General features: G+C 33.7%; 18 protein-coding genes. 17 read left to right on the top strand and 1 reads right to left on the bottom strand.

Annotated elements, in window-relative coordinates; all coding sequences use genetic code 11:
- Positions 1 to 62 precede the first annotated feature (62 nt).
- The 3 genes from EHE19_RS15040 to EHE19_RS15030 all read left to right on the top strand — a co-directional run bounded on the left by EHE19_RS15040 (position 63) and on the right by EHE19_RS15030 (position 3,795).
- Positions 63 to 1,214: a radical SAM/SPASM domain-containing protein gene (locus EHE19_RS15040; RefSeq protein WP_137696926.1), complete on the top strand. Its 1,152-nt coding sequence runs from the start codon at positions 63 to 65 to the stop codon at positions 1,212 to 1,214.
- A 187-nt stretch (positions 1,215 to 1,401) separates the two neighbouring features.
- Complete coding sequence (locus EHE19_RS15035; protein WP_137696925.1) at positions 1,402 to 2,421, top strand: radical SAM protein; 1,020 nt, start codon at positions 1,402 to 1,404, stop codon at positions 2,419 to 2,421.
- 339 nt (positions 2,422 to 2,760) lie between these two features.
- Positions 2,761 to 3,795, top strand: a complete 1,035-nt coding sequence (locus EHE19_RS15030; protein ID WP_137696924.1) for a prenyltransferase/squalene oxidase repeat-containing protein — start codon at positions 2,761 to 2,763, stop codon at positions 3,793 to 3,795.
- A 126-nt stretch (positions 3,796 to 3,921) separates the two neighbouring features.
- Here EHE19_RS15030 and EHE19_RS15025 read toward each other — a convergent pair whose 3' ends face one another.
- Complete coding sequence (locus EHE19_RS15025; RefSeq protein WP_137696923.1) at positions 3,922 to 4,314, bottom strand: hypothetical protein; 393 nt, start codon at positions 4,312 to 4,314, stop codon at positions 3,922 to 3,924.
- Positions 4,315 to 5,974: 1,660 nt separating this feature from the next.
- Here EHE19_RS15025 and EHE19_RS15015 point away from each other — a divergent pair.
- The 14 genes from EHE19_RS15015 to EHE19_RS14950 all read left to right on the top strand — a co-directional run bounded on the left by EHE19_RS15015 (position 5,975) and on the right by EHE19_RS14950 (position 20,556).
- On the top strand, positions 5,975 to 6,679 hold the full coding sequence (locus EHE19_RS15015) for an SDR family oxidoreductase (RefSeq protein ID WP_137696922.1): 705 nt from the start codon (positions 5,975 to 5,977) through the stop codon (positions 6,677 to 6,679).
- Between the two features lie 294 nt (positions 6,680 to 6,973).
- A complete protein-coding gene (locus tag EHE19_RS15010) occupies positions 6,974 to 7,477 on the top strand; it encodes an AAA family ATPase (protein WP_137696921.1) in 504 nt (167 codons plus the stop codon).
- Between the two features lie 540 nt (positions 7,478 to 8,017).
- Complete coding sequence (locus EHE19_RS15005; protein WP_137696920.1) at positions 8,018 to 9,091, top strand: hypothetical protein; 1,074 nt, start codon at positions 8,018 to 8,020, stop codon at positions 9,089 to 9,091.
- Positions 9,092 to 9,646: 555 nt separating this feature from the next.
- Positions 9,647 to 10,444 carry a LuxR C-terminal-related transcriptional regulator gene (locus EHE19_RS15000; protein ID WP_137696919.1) on the top strand — a complete coding sequence of 266 codons (798 nt, stop codon included), beginning with the start codon at positions 9,647 to 9,649 and terminating at the stop codon, positions 10,442 to 10,444.
- A gap of 394 nt (positions 10,445 to 10,838) precedes the next feature.
- Positions 10,839 to 11,870, top strand: coding sequence for an ABC transporter ATP-binding protein (locus tag EHE19_RS14995; RefSeq protein WP_137696918.1), 1,032 nt, complete (start codon positions 10,839 to 10,841; stop codon positions 11,868 to 11,870).
- The gene (locus EHE19_RS14990) at positions 11,827 to 12,615 is read left to right on the top strand and encodes an ABC transporter permease (protein WP_137696917.1); all 789 of its coding nucleotides are present in this window, start codon (positions 11,827 to 11,829) and stop codon (positions 12,613 to 12,615) included. Before EHE19_RS14995 ends, EHE19_RS14990 begins: the two co-directional genes overlap by 44 nt.
- A 5-nt stretch (positions 12,616 to 12,620) precedes the next feature.
- On the top strand, positions 12,621 to 13,454 hold the full coding sequence (locus tag EHE19_RS14985; RefSeq protein WP_137696916.1) for an ABC transporter permease: 834 nt from the start codon (positions 12,621 to 12,623) through the stop codon (positions 13,452 to 13,454).
- Positions 13,455 to 13,582: 128 nt separating this feature from the next.
- On the top strand, positions 13,583 to 15,145 hold the full coding sequence (locus EHE19_RS14980) for a bifunctional metallophosphatase/5'-nucleotidase (protein WP_137696915.1): 1,563 nt from the start codon (positions 13,583 to 13,585) through the stop codon (positions 15,143 to 15,145).
- A 49-nt stretch (positions 15,146 to 15,194) separates the two neighbouring features.
- On the top strand, positions 15,195 to 15,443 hold the full coding sequence (locus tag EHE19_RS14975; RefSeq protein WP_137696914.1) for an acyl carrier protein: 249 nt from the start codon (positions 15,195 to 15,197) through the stop codon (positions 15,441 to 15,443).
- 5 nt (positions 15,444 to 15,448) lie between these two features.
- Complete coding sequence (locus EHE19_RS14970; RefSeq protein WP_137696913.1) at positions 15,449 to 16,933, top strand: class I adenylate-forming enzyme family protein; 1,485 nt, start codon at positions 15,449 to 15,451, stop codon at positions 16,931 to 16,933.
- A gap of 14 nt (positions 16,934 to 16,947) precedes the next feature.
- On the top strand, positions 16,948 to 17,211 hold the full coding sequence (locus tag EHE19_RS14965; protein WP_137696912.1) for a putative Se/S carrier protein: 264 nt from the start codon (positions 16,948 to 16,950) through the stop codon (positions 17,209 to 17,211).
- 46 nt (positions 17,212 to 17,257) lie between these two features.
- Complete coding sequence (locus tag EHE19_RS14960; protein WP_137696911.1) at positions 17,258 to 17,503, top strand: phosphopantetheine-binding protein; 246 nt, start codon at positions 17,258 to 17,260, stop codon at positions 17,501 to 17,503.
- Between the two features lie 28 nt (positions 17,504 to 17,531).
- Complete coding sequence (locus EHE19_RS14955) at positions 17,532 to 19,385, top strand: HAD-IIIC family phosphatase (protein WP_137696910.1); 1,854 nt, start codon at positions 17,532 to 17,534, stop codon at positions 19,383 to 19,385.
- A 16-nt stretch (positions 19,386 to 19,401) separates the two neighbouring features.
- On the top strand, positions 19,402 to 20,556 hold the full coding sequence (locus EHE19_RS14950) for an aminotransferase class V-fold PLP-dependent enzyme (RefSeq protein ID WP_137696909.1): 1,155 nt from the start codon (positions 19,402 to 19,404) through the stop codon (positions 20,554 to 20,556).
- The last annotated feature ends 181 nt before the right edge of the window (positions 20,557 to 20,737 follow it).

The raw sequence follows: 20,737 nt of genomic DNA, 5'->3' as shown, positions 1-20,737 counted from the left end.
ATTTTATAAAATTATTATGTTCTTTATATATATTGAAAATAGAGAAAAGAAGGAAGATAAAAGTGAGTAAATACTCTGATGAAATAACGGTAATTATTAAACCTACAAACATGTGCAATTTGAGGTGTAAGTACTGCTACCATGCAGAAAGAGGGTATAGTGCTGACGTTATAAGTGATACAATACTAGAAAAATGCTTTTCCACTATACTACCCAATTACAGGGTTGTTACCTATATGTGGCATGGGGGAGAACCACTGATGCTGCCTTTGAGTTTCTATGATAAAGTACTAGAATTACAACATAAATACAGAACAGATAATGAGCAAGAAATTAGAAATTTGATGCAGAGCAATGGAACATTAATTACAGATGACGTTTCGCATTACTTAAAAAAATATAATATAGGTATACAGGTTTCATTTGATGGACCATCGAACAATGAGATAAGGGGACACACGGAAGATACTTTAAGAGGGATTGAAAATTTGATGAAGCAAGGACTAAATGTAAATGTTATCTCAGTAGTAGGTTCGCACAATGTAAATCGTCTGCAAGAAATATATAATTACAGCAAGGAGAAAAATTTTACCTTAAGGCTTAACCCTATGTTCGCATCAGGCAATGCTATGAATAACAGAGATATTCTTTTGAATGAAAAAGAATATGTTGAGGGGATGTGCTCTCTTTTTGATTTTTGGAGTAGAGATGAAATGTGCAATATAAGTATACCTTCATTTGAGGAATATGTTCAGACAGTTATGTTTAATAAAGGTAAATCATGCTCAAATTCTATGTGTTTATACAGGTGGATAAGTATCGATCATAATGGAGACATTTATCCTTGTGGTAGGGCATATACCATTGAATACAACATGGGAAATATTGAGAAGTTCTCAAATATTCGTGAGGTGTTTGAAACAGAATTATATAAGGAATATGTACGTAGGGTAGATATTCGCCATTCTAAATGCAAAGAGAACTGTGAACTGTATAAATTTTGTAGGGCTAATTGTAATAATAGCGCTATTATTGAAAATGGCTTGGAGAACATTCCAGAATTCAGCTGTAATACATACAAAAGAATATTCTACCATGTAAGGTCTAGATTGTTAGAGATTCGAAATGATATATTTTTAGCCAGAAAAGTAAGGATCAATAGTTTTATTAAGGAACAGTTTGGATTGGTATTATCATCAGTTGAAAGGCTGTGATATAAAAATGTTGATGAAGCCTAAAAATGGCATCTCAGTTTACAAAGACATTTTCTGCAGCTTTGTCGCTTGGAATGACTGTGGAAGAATATATGGCTATAATTGATGAGTGAATCCCAAGATAGCTAGTAAGTACGGTTTAGGAAGAATGGAATAAAATAAGCATATATAAAGCGAGGAATTTGATATGGCTAACATAATGATAACAGAGTACTGCAATCTTCGATGCCCATATTGTTTTGCAAATGAATTTGTTGGTGGAAAGAGCAGCAACAATATGACAATAGAGAAATTTAGGAAAGCTATGGATTTCGTTTTGACAGATAACAATAATAAGGTGGGTATTATTGGAGGTGAACCAACTGTACATCCTCAATTTAAAGAAATATTGGAAATTTTGACATCAGATGAACGAGTAGAAAAAGTATTACTTTTCACAAACAACATATTTATTGACAGGTATATAAAGCAATTGACTAACAGCAAATTTAGTATATTGATTAATTGTAATGCACCAGAGGACATAGGAGAACATAATTTCAAAAAAATGGTAGATAATTTGGATATTATGATTCATGAATACTATATGTCCTCTAAGATTACCCTTGGTATAAACATGTACAAGCCTTGTTTTAGCTATGATTATATAATAGAATTACTTAGAAAGTATAAAATGAAATGTGTAAGGACATCCATTGTAGTTCCAAACACCTTGGAACTACGCGGAAAAAACGCCTTAGAATACTTTAGAAGAATGAAAGAATCAGTATTTGAGTTTTTTCAGGAATTGCAAAAGTATTTTATTATACCTAAATTTGATTGTAATGCTATGCCGTTATGTTTACTGAGTGAGGATGAAATTGAATTGTTCAAAAGTTTTAAAAAGATAGCAAAGGGCCACCACTGCAACTTGACAGAAGGCAGTATTTGTAGACCTGTGATTGATATTGCTCCTGATCTTTCTGCTGTAAGATGTTTTGGATTGTCTGACCATCATAAAGTTTCTATAGAAAAGTTTAAGAACATGAAAGAGTTAATTGATTATTTTTATAACTATTTTGACGTATTTGCTTACAATACTGCATCAGCGAAGGAGTGCAATAACTGTAATAGGCGGAAAAATATGGAATGTACAGGTGGATGTTTGGCTTTCAAGGGAGAAAAAATTGAGAGTGTACGCGAATACTGTAGTTCATTGATGCAATAATATATAAAAAATAGAAAATAAGTCATTATATTAGAATAAGGTTATACTCTATTAATCCATAATTAGTATATTTTATAGAAAAATATGAGAATTTAGACATATAGTACAGGGCAAATAATTTGAACAAATTTTATCTAAATACATATTTCTAGGAACAATCATGAATGAGTTAATAGTTTAAGAGTTTTGTAACACGTTATGAACTTAAGACAATAATTGTCCACAATGATGAATATTGTTTACCTTCTAAAAACAATATGCAAATTTAAGTGACAAATTTATTGAAGTAAACACAGTATTGATATTTGTAATCTTATTTGAGCAGACTGGAGTGAGAATATGAATAACAAATTGGGAAATTATCAAGCACTAATTAGTATAAAAAAGGCATTGGACTATATCTTTATGAAACAACAACAAAATGGCTCGTGGACGGATTTTAGGCTTGTTGTCGGTGAAAGTAATGAATGGGTTACAGGTTTTATTGGTTTTAATGTTGCTCGTGCTTTGAAATTTCTTGGAGCAGACCCAAATGAAAATGAAAGCATTATGAAAGCACATATATTTATAAAGAATAGTTTTCGTGATGGATGGGGTTATTCTGAAAAAATTATTACTGATGCTGATAGTACTGCAAATGTTTCGCTTTTTTTGACATCACTTAATGATTACTCCTATAAGGAGCAAATAATTAGGTTTATCAAAGCACACAAAATGGAGGATGGTGGTTATTGCACCTATAGATACAAGTCGATTAATGAAAATCATGGTTTGTTTTTAAACGAAAAACGTAGTAGCCAGGATTTTCTCAAATCTAAATCGTTTGAAGGTTGGTGTTCATCTCATTATACTGTTACATGTAACTGCCTGAATGCACTTAAAGAGTATAAATATTTGATAGAAGAAGAAAATATACGTTATTTATCAAATGTAATAGAAAATGATATATCTGATTATTGGTGGAAGGATAAAAATTATTTAAGAATGCTTTTGGTACAATGTTTAAGTGACTGTTCACAGAAGAGAAGTGTGATTAAACATATTTTAAATGAGTTTAAAGATGAAAATGCCTTTATGAGAAACAGATTAAACGCATTTAATTCCGCTGCCGGATTAGCTTCTTTATTGAGTGTGGATGATTGCCAGGATTATGCAGATGTCATTAGCATAGGAATCATGAATCTTATAAAATTACAGAATGCTAATGGTTCGTGGATGCCTTCAGCATATATGCAAGTGCCTGAAAGAAATATAACATACGATAAGTTAAGTAATAATACTGAACAAATAACATATGCTGAGGATATTAATTCTTTATTTACCACCAGTCTATGTCTATACACAATTGCGAAATATGTTAGGATTTTTGGATGAATTTAGTGAAATGAAAACTAATTCTTAAGTATATGAAATGAGTCCAAATCATATTGATACCTAGATTTAATAAAACTTGTATTAAACGTTAGAATTAAGGAAGAGCCAGGGTTGCCCTTGGCTCAATTATTTATAGCCTTTATCAACATTTATAGGTTTAGCCATCAAGAAAATTAAAACACCTCCAACAACAATCAGAATAAGCGAACCAGCACTCATTCCAACATCTTTTTTCATTGAGTTGAAATACGGAAAGCTCGGCAAATATCGAATATGCACTGTTGACGTGCTGTCAACCTTCTGATATATTCCATCACCAATTTGCTTTGTCAATCCATTTATTTCTTTGACGTTGGGCAGTGTAAAGATGTAACTTATGCTGTAAGTGTATCGGCTGGATTTGATATCGGTTCGTTCTCCTCCTTCGCGTCGGATATGGGTTATAACGGCTTTCTCTGGCTCACCGATGATACCCAGCGCAATTTTGCCAGTTCCCCATAGGATGAGTGCTGCACCCAATAAATAATGAAAATCCGTAGCAAAAGTTTTCTCTTCATCTGTTGGCTCCCTTCATAGGAAGAGATATATTACTCCGTACAAAAGCTTCAGCCTGCTTGTAATTTTTCAAATAAATTCCCCCTTAACACGCAGCTTTTTCTTCATTTTACAAAATTAGAGCCATGTTTTCGTCATCAAGTTGGGTGATTTTTACGCAAAAAGCCCCTTACCTTTTCGGGTGAGGGGGCTCAAAAACCGCTGTTTATAAGGGAATATAGGATTATTTGGACGGAATGCGTATATCCAGAAGGAGATTCATTAGTTCAGTCCTGTTTTGAACTCCGACTTTGGAGTAAATGTTTCTACATGTATTTTTACGGTGTTTTCACTTACATACAGTTCAGTTGCTATCATCCGATAGGTTTTGCCTTAACAAGAAGAACTGCGATTTCGCGCTCACGCTCGGTGAGTTTCTCTGTGATACTGAACTCATAAATTAGGCGAGTTTGTTCATGAACTGGCATTTCAGTAATTGTGGTCAAGAAGGCATGATTTTTTAGAAGGGTAGTCAGCCGTGTATGTAAGGGTGGAAGTAGGATAAGGGTAACCATACAATGCCCAGAGCAAGTAGAGTAGGATTATAGCTTTGTTCGCCTAAGATACCGTTTCCGATAAGTCCGCCCAACAGAACCCCTAGGACATTGGCAGAGAGACCGACGCCCATAATTTTATCGGGGTTTTTGCCCAGTTCAAACATTTCACCCAGTATGCTCCACCAAAACAGGTCGTACACGCCACAGGCTCCTAGCATAAGAGTATTAACCACAATATAATCCGTCCAAGAGCGACCAAGAGCAATAAAAGTGATGAAGCCACATAGAGGATATATGACTGGTTTGCTTTTCTGGGCAGATTCCGCATAATAAACAGAGCCGTGATATACGGAACGGCCCAATACCAACTTGTTAGCCATTCTAGATGGGCGAATGCGGGACCCTGTACCTGATACATAAGTCCAGAATTAATGGTGATGACCACAATGAACAGGCACAGAAAAGCGAGAGGACCTACTTTGCAGACAGAAATTTTTTCATGACAAGAAATTGTAGATTCTGATGCGTCCTCTTTGGGAAACTTAAGTGCGAAAAGAAAGCCACTATTAGTTAGTCTAGAAGTTTGACAGTTGAATGTTGAATAAGGAGTAATCTCTGAAAGTCTTGAGTGCTATAATATAATGTAATCTCATCAGCGGACTTAATATTTTATGAATATTATAGATTTAACTCATAATATCTATTTGAATGAAACCTAATCATTTTTATTTATCATCTTTTTTCTATACTAATCAAAAATTGCTGATAAAGCATCTTCTGTTCTTTGATTTATAAGAAATTTATATCTTTCAAATGATTGATTTACTGCTACTTCATGATATAATTCAAACATAAGCCGATTTCACAATATAAATAATTGAAGCAAATATATGTAATAAATTTTAAGAAGACTCAATTAAACTGTAAAGTATGAGCAATTATTCAAGAATCATTCTGTTTAAATGTAGTATTTGATAAGATATAATAAAATATAAGAAAGTTCCGCTAGGTAGATAGTTACTTAAAGTTGTAAGTATTGTATCCATGGAACTTCTAGCGTGTAAATATATTTTTATTGAGGTGAAAGTATGAATAATATAAATGTACTAATTACTGGAGCAGACAAAGGACTAGGACTAGCACTAACAGAAAAATTCCTCGTTGACGGGTGTAATGTATTTGCTTGCTTATATCAAGAACCATCCAAAACAATTATGAATCTTAAAGAAACTTACGCCAAGCAGCTAAATATTACAAGAATGGATGTGGCAAGTGATCAATCAGTTGAAATAGTAAAGCAAGAGTTAAAGGATGAAACTATTGACATACTAATTAACAATGCGGGAGTTCACTTTGAAAATTCATATTTGCCACTTGAACAGGTTGATTTTAATGTGGCACTACAAACCTTAAATATAAACTCATTAGGACCTTTACGCGTGATTAAGGCTTTCCTGCCAAATGTTGAAAAAGGAAGTACTAAAGTCATTGTAAATATTTCTTCAGAGGCAGGCAGCATTTCAGACAATTTTAGGGATAGAGAATTTGATTATTGTATGTCAAAAACAGCTATTAATATGGCTAGTGTTATTTTACAGAAATACGTAAAGCCTAAAGGAATAAAAGTACTAGCAATTCATCCTGGCTGGATGAAGACAGATATGGGAGGACAAAATGCAGATATTGATGCGGCAATAGCAGCAGAGTCCATTATTGGATTAATAGACAAATATAAAAAGGATATAGACGGACCATTATATATGGATTACAAGGGTAATAAGTTAAATTGGTAATCATATATACGGTGGAAAACAAAAACATAAATTCTTATGTGACTGTTTCTGTATTGATACCACTAGAGTACGGGGATACATCAGATGTAGAATAAAAAACAGAATAAACATATTCAGAAAGATTTAATATGTAGAAGAAGGAGCAATATAAATTACAAGAATTGTATTCAAAGGGTACACATATTAAGTAAACATTACAAAAGAAACTTATTAAGTTTTCTTAGTTGAAAAATACCTGTATCAATATTGAGCAAAATGGTTTACGAAGAATATTCATATTTATGAGGTATTTGTGTGAAGAATTTATTAATAATAAATGGCACAATGGGTGTTGGCAAAACAGCTACGTGCCGAGAACTGCAAAAAATATTACCGCAAAATGTTTTTCTTGACGGTGACTGGTGTTGGGATATGAATCCGTTTACGGTTAATGATGAAACGAAAGCAATGGTAATGGATAATATCTGCTATTTACTCAGCAATTTTATTCGCTGTTCAGAATATAAAAACATTATTTTTTGCTGGGTAATGCACGAGCAATGGATTATTGATGAGTTGCTTTCAAGACTTGATACAGGAAACTGCTTAGTTAAACTCTTTTCTTTGACAGCAGATCGTAAAGCATTGGAAGATAGATTGATAAAAGATGTTGAGAACGGAAAAAGAACACAAGATTGTATTCAAAGAAGTGTAAACAGAATTAAAATGTATGATTGCCTAAATACAGAGAGAATCGATGTTAGTAGAATATCTGCTAAGCAAGCGGCAGAGATTATTTTAGCAAGAATATTAAAATGATATGAAGCTGTGAAAAATTTAAGTAATTATCCCCATTTGAAATAGAGGCAATACTTGAAGTTTTCAGCTTTTGCGTTTTAATATTATTTGTACCAGAACTATAATATAAATTGCTGTCTTACTATTTGTAATTAGCATGCTATATAATGGTCATAAAGTTAGCTATGAAATGAAACTCAATCTACTACCAGGGGGAAGATACCGACTGGAAGGATATAGCTGGTGTTCTCTGCCTTAATGCCTGATCAAATGGATTTATCAAGGACTATATCCGCTATTGTAATAAATCACTGTAAGGAATGGTATCCAAATTTTTCTCGTTCTCTCTCGAGTGATCTGAATAGATGTCTTTTCGGATTTTTTGAGGTTCTTTTATCTTGTTTTTGACTTTTGTTAATTTGATATCTTCAATTAGAACCTTCATATCAGAAGACAGAATTTTATGTATTAATTTAGTTGAAAATAGTAATTATAGATATATAATTGAAAGTACATGGAAGGTTTTTCTACGTAAAACTTTTTTTGGATGAGGTTTTATTAATGAAAAGTAAAAAGCAAAAAATGATAGATGTTCTTCTAAAAAATGCGAACCCCTCTATCAAACGTCGTATAAAAAGTGAAATTCTACATAACCTTACAGCCGAAGAAGCTGCGCTATATCAAGAACAAATTATACAAGAAGAAATGGTGCAGCGTGTTATTGCCTGTCAACAGGATAATGGATGGATTGGAAAAAGCCTTCACGGAGGTCTTGACACACAAGAGGGTGGAACAAAATACCTTGCAGAAAAAGCCTTAGATAAGGAAACACCTGTACTCAAACGAGCTATGGACGCTTTTGCTTCAATTCCTCTGAATGATTTTTGCTATGATACAAGGGGAAAAATAATTGATGAGTTCAAGGTGACTGGACATGGGCATAACTTGATTCGTTGTGCTTGCATTGCCCGTGCAGGATACGACGATGTTATTGACATATCACCGCAAATTCAATTATCACTTGATTGTTTTAGACGTGTTCTTGAGGTTGATTCGGTGCTGGACATTACTCACCCAATTCGTGGCGGGAAGCAGCTTGTTTTTAACGATTATGAGAAATGGCCTTGCCGCTATCATTTGGATATATTAGCTCATACAAGTTCATGGAAAAACCAGCAGAATATAAAGATGATTTCAGATGCTATTACTAAGCTGATGAAAAGAGACCGTCCGGAACTTGTAAATTTAGTTCCTTCATCGTGGGTTGGATATCCTTTAGGCCCCCTTGGAGCATTCCCGGCACAAGGTTTGACTGTTAAAGTAACCTGTCTTTCTCCAAGTCTTATGTCAATACCTTATCGTAACAGACCAGAAGTATATCAATTGGAGTATATTGAATGGTTTTCTCGTTGCGGTGTTGTAAAGCATATTCCTGCACTGAGAGAAGTGGTTGATGATATTATGAGAACTGTTGATGATGAAGGTATTTGTCATGCTCCGATACTGGAGTTAAAGGATTGGGGACCATACTGTGGTTTTCGGCTGGAGAAAGATTGGAAATCAAAAACACGCAAGGCTTGCGATATTACCTTTAGGGCATTGCTGATACAACATTATGCTAATGAAGAGGGATAAAATCCTTTCTTTTCAGCTTAATCATTTAGGCACCTACTAGTATAAGAATTAAATTCTTAAAAAGACTAATCAAAAGGTAGATTATATTAAAATACGTAATCTGCCTTTTTTTTGCGAACTTAAAATATGATTAATCTATATATAAAGCATATACGTTTTGATTTTTCCTTTTTCAGAGTTTGAGTGGGAAATGCTAAAAACTTGAATCAATTAAGACCTTTCTTTTTGTATGAAACACTGTTACTTTATGTATCTTTTTCATTCTCTTGGTATTTTTTGATATGTGGTATTAAAACATCCCAAGAGATTTTTCTTTTTTTTCTCTAGTTTGAGTATAACAAGCATTATTCTTTGCTCACGACTGTATTGCCTAAATGTATTATTTCATAAAGCAAGGCAGAAAATGGCAAAAATCTACCAAAAATTTAAAATGGATATTTAATTAATGATTGGGTTATGATACAATATATCAATAAAATCTACATAATTCGACTAATAAATGTTATAGTTTCTAATTGTACTAATTAAATATAAAATAAGGAAGAAGGGGCGCGTATGAATGAGTTCATTTTTCGAAGCGTTATTGAATCTTGGGCGAATTGTGAGCAATATGGTATATCGAAGGATATCAAAGAGCCTCAAAAACTAATTACAGAAGATGAATTGCATAAACAGACACAAAAAAAAGAGTATTTGACGAATTTTAGAGATTTTATGCATAAATATATTGATGCCATTAAAGTGGAAAGAGGATATTATTGTTTCCTAGTTTTAAATGAGGAGTTAACGGCTTTAGACGTTTTCTTTCCAAGATGGATAAATATAAGCGGATATTGTACACACAAAAAATATCTAAAAATAGGAGTTTCGTTTTGCGCTAACAGTATTGGGACTAATGCTGTATGTATTGCGAAGCAGAGTAATACACCTGTATATCTAGAACCACAATTACATTATTGTAATGTATTAAAAGAATGGCACGAATACTGTGTACCTATTTGGGATGGTTATGAAAAAGCATATGTGTCTTTAATACGTGTAGGACATCCGATATCAAATGCATTAAGAGGATTTGTAGATTTATTAGCAAAAAATATGTGCTGTGCAAACCACACTCAAGCAATTAAGAATGATTTGCCTAAGAAATTAACAAAACAGCATAAGTTAATTTTAAAAAGAATGGCACAAGGAATGACTGATGAACAGATTGCTCATGAATTAGAAATATCGTTATCTACTGTTAGATTTCATACTCAAAATATTTTTAAAATCTTTAATGTAGGGACGAGAATTGAAGCAGTTATGAAAGCAATTATTCAAAATGAGATTTATATAACAGATTTATATAACTGATTTTATTAAGCGGTTTACCGCGGACTCATGCGAAATTGAAGATATTTGCAGCATTATATTAGAACTGAATATATTTATAGGAAGGTCTTATAGGTGAAGCCTAGAGGAGCTGATTATATTAACTCTGGGGTGATTATTTAATTTACATTAATGGAATAGCTTCATTTTAATCATATAACAGAGCAAGTAAATTACCCTACTTTTATTAGTGGCAGGTACAGTTTTGGTTTAGTGAGAATATCTTCCTCATCTTTGAAACACTTCTAATGCATTGATATTTTCTACTATAAAAATTAAATATTAGAGTTATAATAAGTAGCTTTCGTGGTGTCATCGAAGGCTTTTCAGAGTTAGCTACTTTTGGAAAGCTGCAATATTACAAGGGGAGGTAGTTATGGCATTTATTGAAGTTAACAATTTGGTTAAGGATTATAAGATTAATGTAAGAAAGAAAGGAATCTTAGGCGCAGTACAAGGGCTTCTTGTACCTGAATATAAGATAAAACGGGCAGTAGATAATATCAGCTTTGAAATTGAAAAAGGAGATATGGTTGGTTTTATTGGTCCAAACGGCGCTGGAAAGTCCACAACTATTAAAATGCTTACAGGTATTCTGTCACCTTCTTCAGGGACAATAAAAATAGGAGACCTGTCACCTTATAAAGACAGGAAAAAGAACGCTTCAAGAATTGGAGCAGTTTTTGGACAGCGTACACAACTGTGGTGGGATTTACCTGTTATAGACACTTTTGAATTATTAAAGTACATATACAAAATTCCGGAAAAAAGATACGAAGAGAACATGGATATGTTTAACAGTATGCTGGGACTAAATGAATTTATATCCCAGCCAGTAAGGCAGCTTAGTCTTGGTCAAAGGATGAGGGCGGATATAGCAGCATCGTTATTGCATGACCCTGAAATAGTCTTTTTTGACGAACCTACAATTGGCCTTGATGTTGTTGCAAAGGAAAAGATAAGAGAATTTATAAAATGTGTTAATAAAGAAAAGAATATCACAATGATTTTCACAACCCACGATATGCTGGATATAGAAAAGACCTGTAAGCGAATGTTAATAATCGATATGGGAGTAATAATCTATGATGGTACTACTGACCAGATAAAGAACCAGTATGGAAAGGACAGAACCTTGATTGTGGAGTTTGATCAATTATATAAGGATATTGAACTGCCTTCAGGTGTAGAACTTGCAGATGAACAAGGAAATAAGAAATGGCTCAGGTTTAATAAGGAAGAGGTGCAAGTTTCCAGTTTAATCCCAGAGTTGACATCTAAGTATGGGATACTTGACCTAACCATCAAAGAACCAGAAATAGAGTCTATAATAAGAGAAATTTATGAGGGAGGTATCAATATCGGTGAGAAAGTATCTGGAGATTGCAAAGAAGTCGTTTCAGAATAATATAGTGTATCGAGTTGATTACTTTGCCAGCGTAATTAATACACTATTAATGATATTTGTCAATATAGCTATCTGGAAAGCAATATATGAAGAAGAAGAAGTTCTCGGCGGTGTCCAATTTAAGGTTGTTATGACCTATATTATACTGGGATTTCTTATGCAGAGCATATTCATGATGGAAGAATATCTTATAGAAAGTAAAGTAACCAGTGGTTTGATATCATCCGATCTATTAAAGCCTTTAAGTTTTAGACTGAATATATTTTCATATAATATAGGAACTCTTATTTTCAGGATAATTATGCAGCTTACTCCGGCTTTAATACTCTCAATTGTACTATTTAGGATGCTGCCGCCGTTTAATCTCGAGTCAGGAATTTTATTTTTTATAAGTGCATTACTTGGATATCTTGTTTTATACAGTATCAATTTTATTGTATGGTTAAGTTCTTTTTGGTTTTATTGGACCTTTAGCATAATAACTATAAAGGATGCAGTAATAGCAGTATTGTCAGGAGCACTTTTCCCACTATGGTTTTTACCAGAAAAACTTCATGCGTTTGTTGAACTTACTCCATTTGAATCAATTTATTATGTTCCAATATCAATTTATTTAGGGTTACTGCCTTATGATGAGATAATATTTGCCATAACGAAGCAGGTAATATGGTTAGCTTTCCTTGTGATAGTCGGCCACATAGTTTGGAAAATGGCTACAAAGAAACTAGTTGTACAAGGAGGTTGATTATTATGCAGCAAAAAAACTCTTTCGGTTCAATGATGGCATTATTTTTCCGGTTCTCCAAGTTAAATCTGAAATCAACTTTGGAGTACAAGTTTGACAGATTTTTTCTAGCATTTGCAGTATTCTGCAGGGAAATGGTGAGCATTGTAGTCATGTATCTTATCCTCACCAGAATGGTAAGAATAAAGGGTTGGGAAATGAATGAAATGTTTTTCCTTTACAGCTTCTTATTCCTATCTTATAGCATCTTTATTTTTCTTTTCACCGGCATACGAGACTTTGACAATATGGTTTATTCCGGAGAACTTGATAGGTATCTAATAAGGCCTTTGGGGTTGATGTACCAGATAGTTGCCTCAAAAGTTGATTATTGTGCAACAGTAGGGCACGGTGTAGTAGGAATAATATTATTTACCAAGACAGCTACCAATGTTGGCATAGACTGGAACTTAAAAAATATATCATATTATATAGCGGCATTGCTCGGAGGTGCTATTATACAGGCTTCACTATTTATGATTTCATCCTGTTTCAGCTTCTGGGCAGTAAAGACAATAAACTTAAGAAATCTTATATTCTTTAATTCTAGAAGGTTTGCAGGATATCCAATAAGCTTTTATCCTGGATTCATACAGAAAATGCTTATTTTTATAGTGCCATTTGCATTTGTAAGCTATTTCCCAGCACAATATTTCCTTAGGAAACCTGATTTGTCAATGTTCTGGAGCGGATATCTCTATTTGACTCCAGTTGTAGGAATTATTATGTTCTTACTTGTATATAGATTCTGGCTATTTGGACTTAAACACTATTCAAGCACTGGAAATTCTATGTTCTGACAATTAAATCTAAAGTTTTATTATTATAGATTTAAATTATTGATAATTCAAACAACAATAGAATCTGTGTGAAGCTTGAATTATAGAGAATAAGCATTAAAAATCTTAATATTTTGAGGTAAAACATTATGAAAAAGAAATATACTAACCTAATAATACTTGGACTAATTCTTATTGCAGCAGCAGTATATCTAGTAATCAAGTTTGTAAACTTCAACCAGATACTTCTAACTCTCGGATACTACGACAGTAAAATTAAAATAGCTAATACTGCGGATGTCCATGGACACATGGTTTATGACGATGAAACTGGTACATATTATACCTTAGATGAGGTAAGTACAATTATGGGACTTCCTCTTTTAAACTCATTTGTAAAGGAAGAACGTGCAAAGGATGAAAATACATTGCTTTTGGACTGCGGAGACTTGTTCCATGGTTCAAACGAAGCCAATATAAATGATGGAGAAGGCGTTGTAGAATGTGTTAATCTAATGGGCTATGATGCGATGGTTCCAGGAAACCATGATTTTAACTTTGGTTTTGATAGATTGCTCGAAATAAGATCAGAGATTAATTTCCCTATTCTTTCAGCCAACGTATATAAAGATGGAAAACAGGTATTTGATGAATATAAAATTTTTGAAGTTAATGGTAAGAAAATAGGTGTATTTGGACTTACAACTCCTTTTTCTACAAATTTCGTTCATGATAATACAATTACATTTGATGATCCTGCTAAATGCGCAAAGAGAGTTGTTTCAGAATTAAAAGGCAAGGTTGATGCAATTGTTTTACTCTCACATTTAGGTGACGATAACGACGAAAGACTTATCCAGGAAGTTGACGGAATAGATTTGCTTTTATGTGGACATTACCACTATTTGTATGAATCAGTAAAGAAGATTAATAACACATACATGGCTGAAGCAGGCAGCTTTACAACCCATCTTGGAGTAGCTGATATGTATTTCAAGGATGGGAAAGTTGCAAAAGTTGATTGGAAAGTTAAGACTACAACTGACCGCTCTAAGGAAGATGCGGAACTAAAAAAGGTTGCTGATATATATCATGAAAAAGCTTTAGAAAGTGCAAAAATTAAAGTGGGCAGCTCAGATGTGGTTTTAAACGGTATAAGAACCCAAGTAAGGTCTAAGGAAACAAACCTTGCGAATTTATTGGCTGATTCAATGAGAGAAAAAGCAGGTGCGGATTTGACACTGATGAACGGAGGCGGAATAAGAGAGAGTCTGCCACAAGGTGAATTAAATATGTATCAAATCGGAAAAATGCTGCCTTTTGTAAACTCTCTTGTGGTTGTTGAAATGAAGGGAGACATGATATATAAGGCACTTGAAAGAGGACTAAGAGGATATCCTACAGTCTTTAACGGTGGATTCCTTCAGGTATCAGGAATAAGTTATGTAATAGATGCATCAAAGATAGCAGGGGAAAGACTTGTAAGTGTAACAAAGGACGGAGCTCCATTAGATAAAGAAAAAACATACAAGGTTGCCACAAATGATTATCTGTTTTATGGAGGAGACGGATATGAGGAAATTCAAAACTCCAAGCTGTTAAGTACATATGGGTTACTGAAGGATGTATTAGCAGATTACATAAAAAGTAAAGGAACAGTATCGCCTGTAGAGGATGGAAGAATAAAAATTATTAATGAGCGCTACAAATAATTGAAGATAGTGAGTATATAGCAATTCAATTTTTAAGGGGGATTCTTAAATGAATGATATTAAGGAAAGAGTAATGAAAGCGATTGCTAAAAATGCATTAATTAATGCAGACAAGGTTACAGAAGAATCATGGATTGGAAGGGATCATGGTATTGATTCAATAAAGCTAGTTGAGTTGATTATAGATCTCGAAGACGAATTTGATATTGAGGTGGACACCGGTTCACTCAGTCATCAGAATTTTGCCAACGTTGACTTAATTACAGAGTATATCACAAGTAAGCTGGAATCGAGGTGACTGTAATGAACATTTATGATACTCTAGTTAATTCTGAGTCTAAATATGGAATGAAGGCAGCTGTAACAGATCCGACCGGAGTTACATATAATTATTCCGAGGTATTAAACTATTCAAAGAAAATAGCAGGAAAGCTTCTTGAAATTGGGCTTAAGCCGCGTAGCAAGGTTATTATATACCTGCAGGATTCTATGGACTTTGTTGCAGCAATATATGGAGTTAATATGGCAGGAATGGTATTTGTACCAGTATCGCCACAAGCAAAGGATTTAAAGCTACAGGAAATTATCAGTCACTGCAGTGCAGAAGCTATAATTACTAAGGGTGAATTAAGTGAATATATAGTTGGAATAGATTCTAATACAATACCATCTGTAAAAAGTATCCTGCTTTGTGATGACAATGTGGAAGCGTCTAATAATGTCTTTAGTCAAGCTGCATATTTTGTGAAAGATTACGACCTGCCTGGAAATTTTACAGCCTCAATATGGCTTGATGACGAAATGACTTCTATTTTCTATATGTCGGACAAGCATGGAAGACCAAAGGGTATTATGCTTTCCACAAAAAATATCCTTTCAAATATGGAAGCCATTATCGAATACCTTAAAATGTCTGAAACAGACAATATTCTTATTTTAAAGTCAATGGCTTTAGTGGGCACTGTAACAGGTGAGATAATTGCCTCAATTGCAGTTGGTGCTAAGATTGTAATACTAAATGGTATCATTCATGCAGGCATTATACTTAAAGCAATACAGGATAATCAGATTACAGGCTTTTTTGCTGTACCAGTAATGCTTCATCAGATTGTTGAATATAGAAGGAAAGAAAAATATTCTACAAGCAGCCTAAGGTATATCCAGACTGGAGCAGCGAAGCTGATAAAAGAAGATGTACAGCTGCTCATGGATATGTATAAGGGAGTAGAATTCTATTATATTTACGGTCTTTCTGAGGCATCACCGAGGGTACTTCATTTAAAGCCCGAGGATATGTTGAGAAAGGCAGGTTCAGTAGGCAAACCGGTTAAATTCTGTACGGTACAGCTTCTTGATGCAAATGGAAATGAAGTCAAAGCTGGAGAAATAGGTGAAATTTATGTACAAGGTCCTAATGTTATGCTTGGTTATTACAACTCGCCTGAATTAACCAGTGAAGTTATTACTGCTCATGGATTAAAAACTGGCGACTTGGCATACATGGATGATGAGGGATACATATATTGGGCTGGTAGGGCTGACAACATGATAAATCAGGGAGGCTTCCATGTTTATCCGGCTGAAATTGAAAAGGTTATTTTGAAGAACGAAAAATTACAGTCCGTTAAAGTAGACGGAGTTCAGGATGATATATTAGGACAAAAAATAAGGGCTACTGTTACACCCAAAGATGGTATTAGCATAAGCGAAGCAGAAATTTACGAATTTTGTTATATGCATATGGAAGGAGTAAAAATACCTAAGGTTATTGAGATAGCTAAGGGTTAATAAGGGTGAGGACAATGGGCAAATCGTATTTGATAATTGCGGTAAATACTGGTCAGATGTTACTGGTTGATAAAATAATGCGTGATAACGGAATAAAGACCGAGATTGTTCCGGCACCGCCAAGACCCGGAATGGCATGCACAAAAGCTGTAAAAATCAGTGATTCTGATTTAGCTTTGGGAAAGCAACTTTTATCTGATAAGAAAGTTGAAGTGAACAGCATAGTGGCTGAAGAGGAACTGGTGCTAGGACAATTTATTAATAGTAAATTGAAATAACTATAGCTATACATTTTTATTTAGAGAGTAGGAGGTGTGGCTCGAAATGGAGTTTAGAAGGAGTGAAGTTATAAACATATTATCGAAGGCATTGGATGTGGATATTAATGTATTATCACAAATAGGTGATGATGAGGATATCCGTCCGTATGGACTTGACTCTATAAAAGGAATTCAAGCAGTAGTTATGCTTGAAGGAGAATTTAATATTGAGATTGTTGATGAGGATTTGTTGTTGGAAAATTTTAATACTATCAATAAAATAAAAAAAACAATTGAGAAATATAGTTAAAATTTAATGTATTGAAGGTGACAAATGGATGAAATCTTATCATCACATGGACTATTCCGAAGTGGTTGATATACTAAATAATAATAAAAATAATGTACTGCCAACACTAAATATTTCTGTGCTTAGGAATATTACTTTAGAGCCAATATTAGATACCTTTCTAAGGTACTTTATGTTGGAAATAGGATATAAAGCTAATGTGATGTTTGGAGATTTTGACAATATACTCCAAGAGGCGGTGGGCAAAAGACCGGACTTACTAAATAATAATGTTGATTGCGTATTAGTATTTTTACAATTAGAAACGCTTTCAAATATTATAAGTAGAAATTACTTACAATGCAGTCAAAGCGAAATTGAAAATGAGAAAGAGCGCATTGTAAATTACATAACGCAAACCCTGAACGGAATTAGAGAACAAACTCAAGCATTAATTTTATGGTGTGGATTCGAAGTTCCCATGTACCCATTAGCAGGAATTATAGATAACCAAAATAATATGTATCAAATAGGCACAATAAATTGGCTGAATAGTCAACTAAATCAGATTCTTTTATCTACTAATAATGCCTACTATATTGACATGAATTTATGCTTGGCTAGAGTGGGTGGAAGAAGTTTCTATGATAGAAGATATTGGTATGCTGCACATGCACCATACAGTAAAGAAGCGTGCAGAGAAATTAGCTTTGAAATATTTAAATATATAAAAACTTCGAAAAGTAAAATTAAGAAATGTATTGTATTAGACTGTGATAATGTTCTTTGGGGCGGTATAGTCGGAGAAGACAGCCTGCTAGGTATAAAATTGGGGAATGACAGTCCAGGCTCAGCCTATTATGAGTTTCAGCAGGAAATTTTAAATCTCTATAATAGAGGCACGATTCTTGCTATATGCAGCAAAAATAATGAAGAAGATGTTTGGGAAGTATTTGAAAAGCATCCTTTTATGGTATTGAAACGAGAGCATATTTCAGCAAGTAGAATCAATTGGGATGATAAAGTAAAAAATATTATCTCCATATCGCAAGAGTTAAATATTGGATTAGATAGTATTGTATTTGTTGATGATAGCCAATACGAAATTGAGATGGTTAATTATGCATTACCACAGGTTGAGACAATTCACTTTGAAAAAAATAGAGCATTTGAGTATAGGGATATAATTGCCTCTTGCGGACTGTTTGATGTTATAAGCATTACGAATGAGGACAAGCTTAGGGGACAAATGTATAGAACAGAAGCACAGAGAAACAAATTTGCACAAAAATTCACAGATATGGAGAGTTATTATAACTCTTTAGAAATGGAAGTATCCATTTATTTTTCTAACAATTCTTATATACCACGTATTGCACAGCTTACTCAAAGGACTAACCAATTTAATTTAACGACAAAAAGATATAGTGAAGATGACATTAAGATGTTTACTGAGAGTGAAGACCATGATGTGATATGTATTGAATTAAAGGACCGTTTTGGAAATCTGGGGATTGTTGGTGCTAGCATTCTAAAATATGAGAATGACCAAGCTTTAATTGACACATTTTTACTTTCATGCAGAGCTTTAGGAAGAAAAGTTGAAGATGTTTTATTAATGGAGTGTATGAAATTATCCAAACTAAGATGTAAAAAAGCTATTGTTGGACAGTACATTTCATCAAATAAAAATATGCAAGTAAAAGATTTCTATAAAAACAAGGGATTTTTAATGATACGAAATAGTGAAGTATCTATTTACACATATGATTTAGACTCTTACACATATGAGATACCCAGTTTTTTCAAAGATATTAAAACAGAAGTAGATTTAATACGGTTGAAAAAAATTAAGACAGGCAAGAGTGAATATAAGTGTATTGTTATAAATGAAGTATGTTAAAGGAGGTTGTGTTCAAATGATATACCTAGACAATGCTGCTACTACTTATCCTAAGCCCGACATAGTGTATAAAGAAATAGACAGATGTATGCGTGAATATTGCGCAAATCCCGGTCGTGGCGGGCACTCAATGTCGATACAGTCAGGGCAGGCTGTAATGGAAGCTCGTGAGAAAATAAGCAGATTCTTTAATATCAGTAATCCTATGCAATTATGTTTTACCAAAAATGCTACTGAGGCTTTGAACATAGCTATTAAGGGAAGCCTGAAAGCTGGAGACCATGTAATAACAACAAGCCTTGAACACAACTCTGTTATGAGACCACTTAAGCTGCTTGAAAGGGAACTTGGTATAGAAATTACAATTGTCAGGGGGAATGAATTTGGAGAAATTGACCCTGATGATATACAAAAAAGTATCAAAAATAATACAAAGCTAATAGTAGCTACTCTTTCGTCAAATGTAAACGGTATACTTCTACCTGCTAAAGATATTGGGAAAATAGCTTTTGAAAATGGGATAATGTACCTGCTTGACGGCTCTCAGGGAGCAGGAACAATAAACATTGATGTTGAGGATATGAATATAAGTATGTTGGCTTTTCCTGGGCATAAAAGCCTGATGGGACCTGTTGGAATAGGTGGCCTGTATATCAGAGAAGGACTTAAGGTTAAATCTATCCTGCAAGGTGGAACTGGAAGTAATTCTGAGGAACTCACACAGCCTGAATTCATGCCTGACCTTATGGAAAGCGGAACATTGAATACCCCTGGAATAGTGGGCTTGGGCTGTGGTATTGATTTTATAAATAGCCAAGGAATTGAAAATATAAGAGAGCATAAGCACCAACTTGTAAAAATGTTCTTTGAAGGTGTCCAAGAACTTAAAAATGTAAAAGTGTACAGTAAAAATGATATAGAAAAAAATTCTGGTATTGTAGCACTTAATTTCAAAGGAGTACCATCTAGTGAAATAAGCTATGTTTTGGACAAGGTCTATAATATAGGGACTAGAGCCGGTATGCACTGTGCTCCTATAGCACATGATACATTGGGTACTTCAATTACAGGAGCAGTAAGATTCAGTGTTGGTGTATTCAATACAACTTCTGAAATAGAAACAACAATAAACGCACTTAAAGAAATATCATTAAACGTAGGCAATATTTGAAATGCATTAAAAAATCAGTAGTATGGTCAATTTAAAGTTGCTAAAAAATGGCTACGAATTTCTAAAATTTAACACATAAATTACAATGATAATTTTTTTAAAAGTTATTTTTAAGAATTTATTTTAAACAATTAATCATTGTAGAATGATTTCATCACATCAGCAACTAGAAGCGGGGTGG

It is taken from the genome of Ruminiclostridium herbifermentans (assembly GCF_005473905.2).
In the GTDB taxonomy this organism is placed as follows: domain Bacteria; phylum Bacillota; class Clostridia; order Acetivibrionales; family DSM-1351; genus Ruminiclostridium; species Ruminiclostridium herbifermentans.
Note: the sequence above shows the minus strand (reverse complement) of the source record. Positions and strands in the feature narration are given on the sequence as shown.

Coding starts and splice junctions, on each gene's coding strand:
- EHE19_RS14965 (WP_137696912.1), top strand. CDS start 16,948: ATGGGCAAATCGTATTTGATAATTGCGGTAAATACTGGTCAGATGTTA.
- EHE19_RS14975 (WP_137696914.1), top strand. CDS start 15,195: ATGAATGATATTAAGGAAAGAGTAATGAAAGCGATTGCTAAAAATGCA.
- EHE19_RS15030 (WP_137696924.1), top strand. CDS start 2,761: ATGAATAACAAATTGGGAAATTATCAAGCACTAATTAGTATAAAAAAG.
- EHE19_RS15015 (WP_137696922.1), top strand. CDS start 5,975: ATGAATAATATAAATGTACTAATTACTGGAGCAGACAAAGGACTAGGA.
- EHE19_RS14980 (WP_137696915.1), top strand. CDS start 13,583: ATGAAAAAGAAATATACTAACCTAATAATACTTGGACTAATTCTTATT.
- EHE19_RS14950 (WP_137696909.1), top strand. CDS start 19,402: ATGATATACCTAGACAATGCTGCTACTACTTATCCTAAGCCCGACATA.
- EHE19_RS15035 (WP_137696925.1), top strand. CDS start 1,402: ATGGCTAACATAATGATAACAGAGTACTGCAATCTTCGATGCCCATAT.
- EHE19_RS14995 (WP_137696918.1), top strand. CDS start 10,839: ATGGCATTTATTGAAGTTAACAATTTGGTTAAGGATTATAAGATTAAT.
- EHE19_RS15005 (WP_137696920.1), top strand. CDS start 8,018: ATGAAAAGTAAAAAGCAAAAAATGATAGATGTTCTTCTAAAAAATGCG.
- EHE19_RS14960 (WP_137696911.1), top strand. CDS start 17,258: ATGGAGTTTAGAAGGAGTGAAGTTATAAACATATTATCGAAGGCATTG.
- EHE19_RS15000 (WP_137696919.1), top strand. CDS start 9,647: ATGAATGAGTTCATTTTTCGAAGCGTTATTGAATCTTGGGCGAATTGT.
- EHE19_RS14970 (WP_137696913.1), top strand. CDS start 15,449: ATGAACATTTATGATACTCTAGTTAATTCTGAGTCTAAATATGGAATG.
- EHE19_RS14955 (WP_137696910.1), top strand. CDS start 17,532: ATGAAATCTTATCATCACATGGACTATTCCGAAGTGGTTGATATACTA.
- EHE19_RS14985 (WP_137696916.1), top strand. CDS start 12,621: ATGCAGCAAAAAAACTCTTTCGGTTCAATGATGGCATTATTTTTCCGG.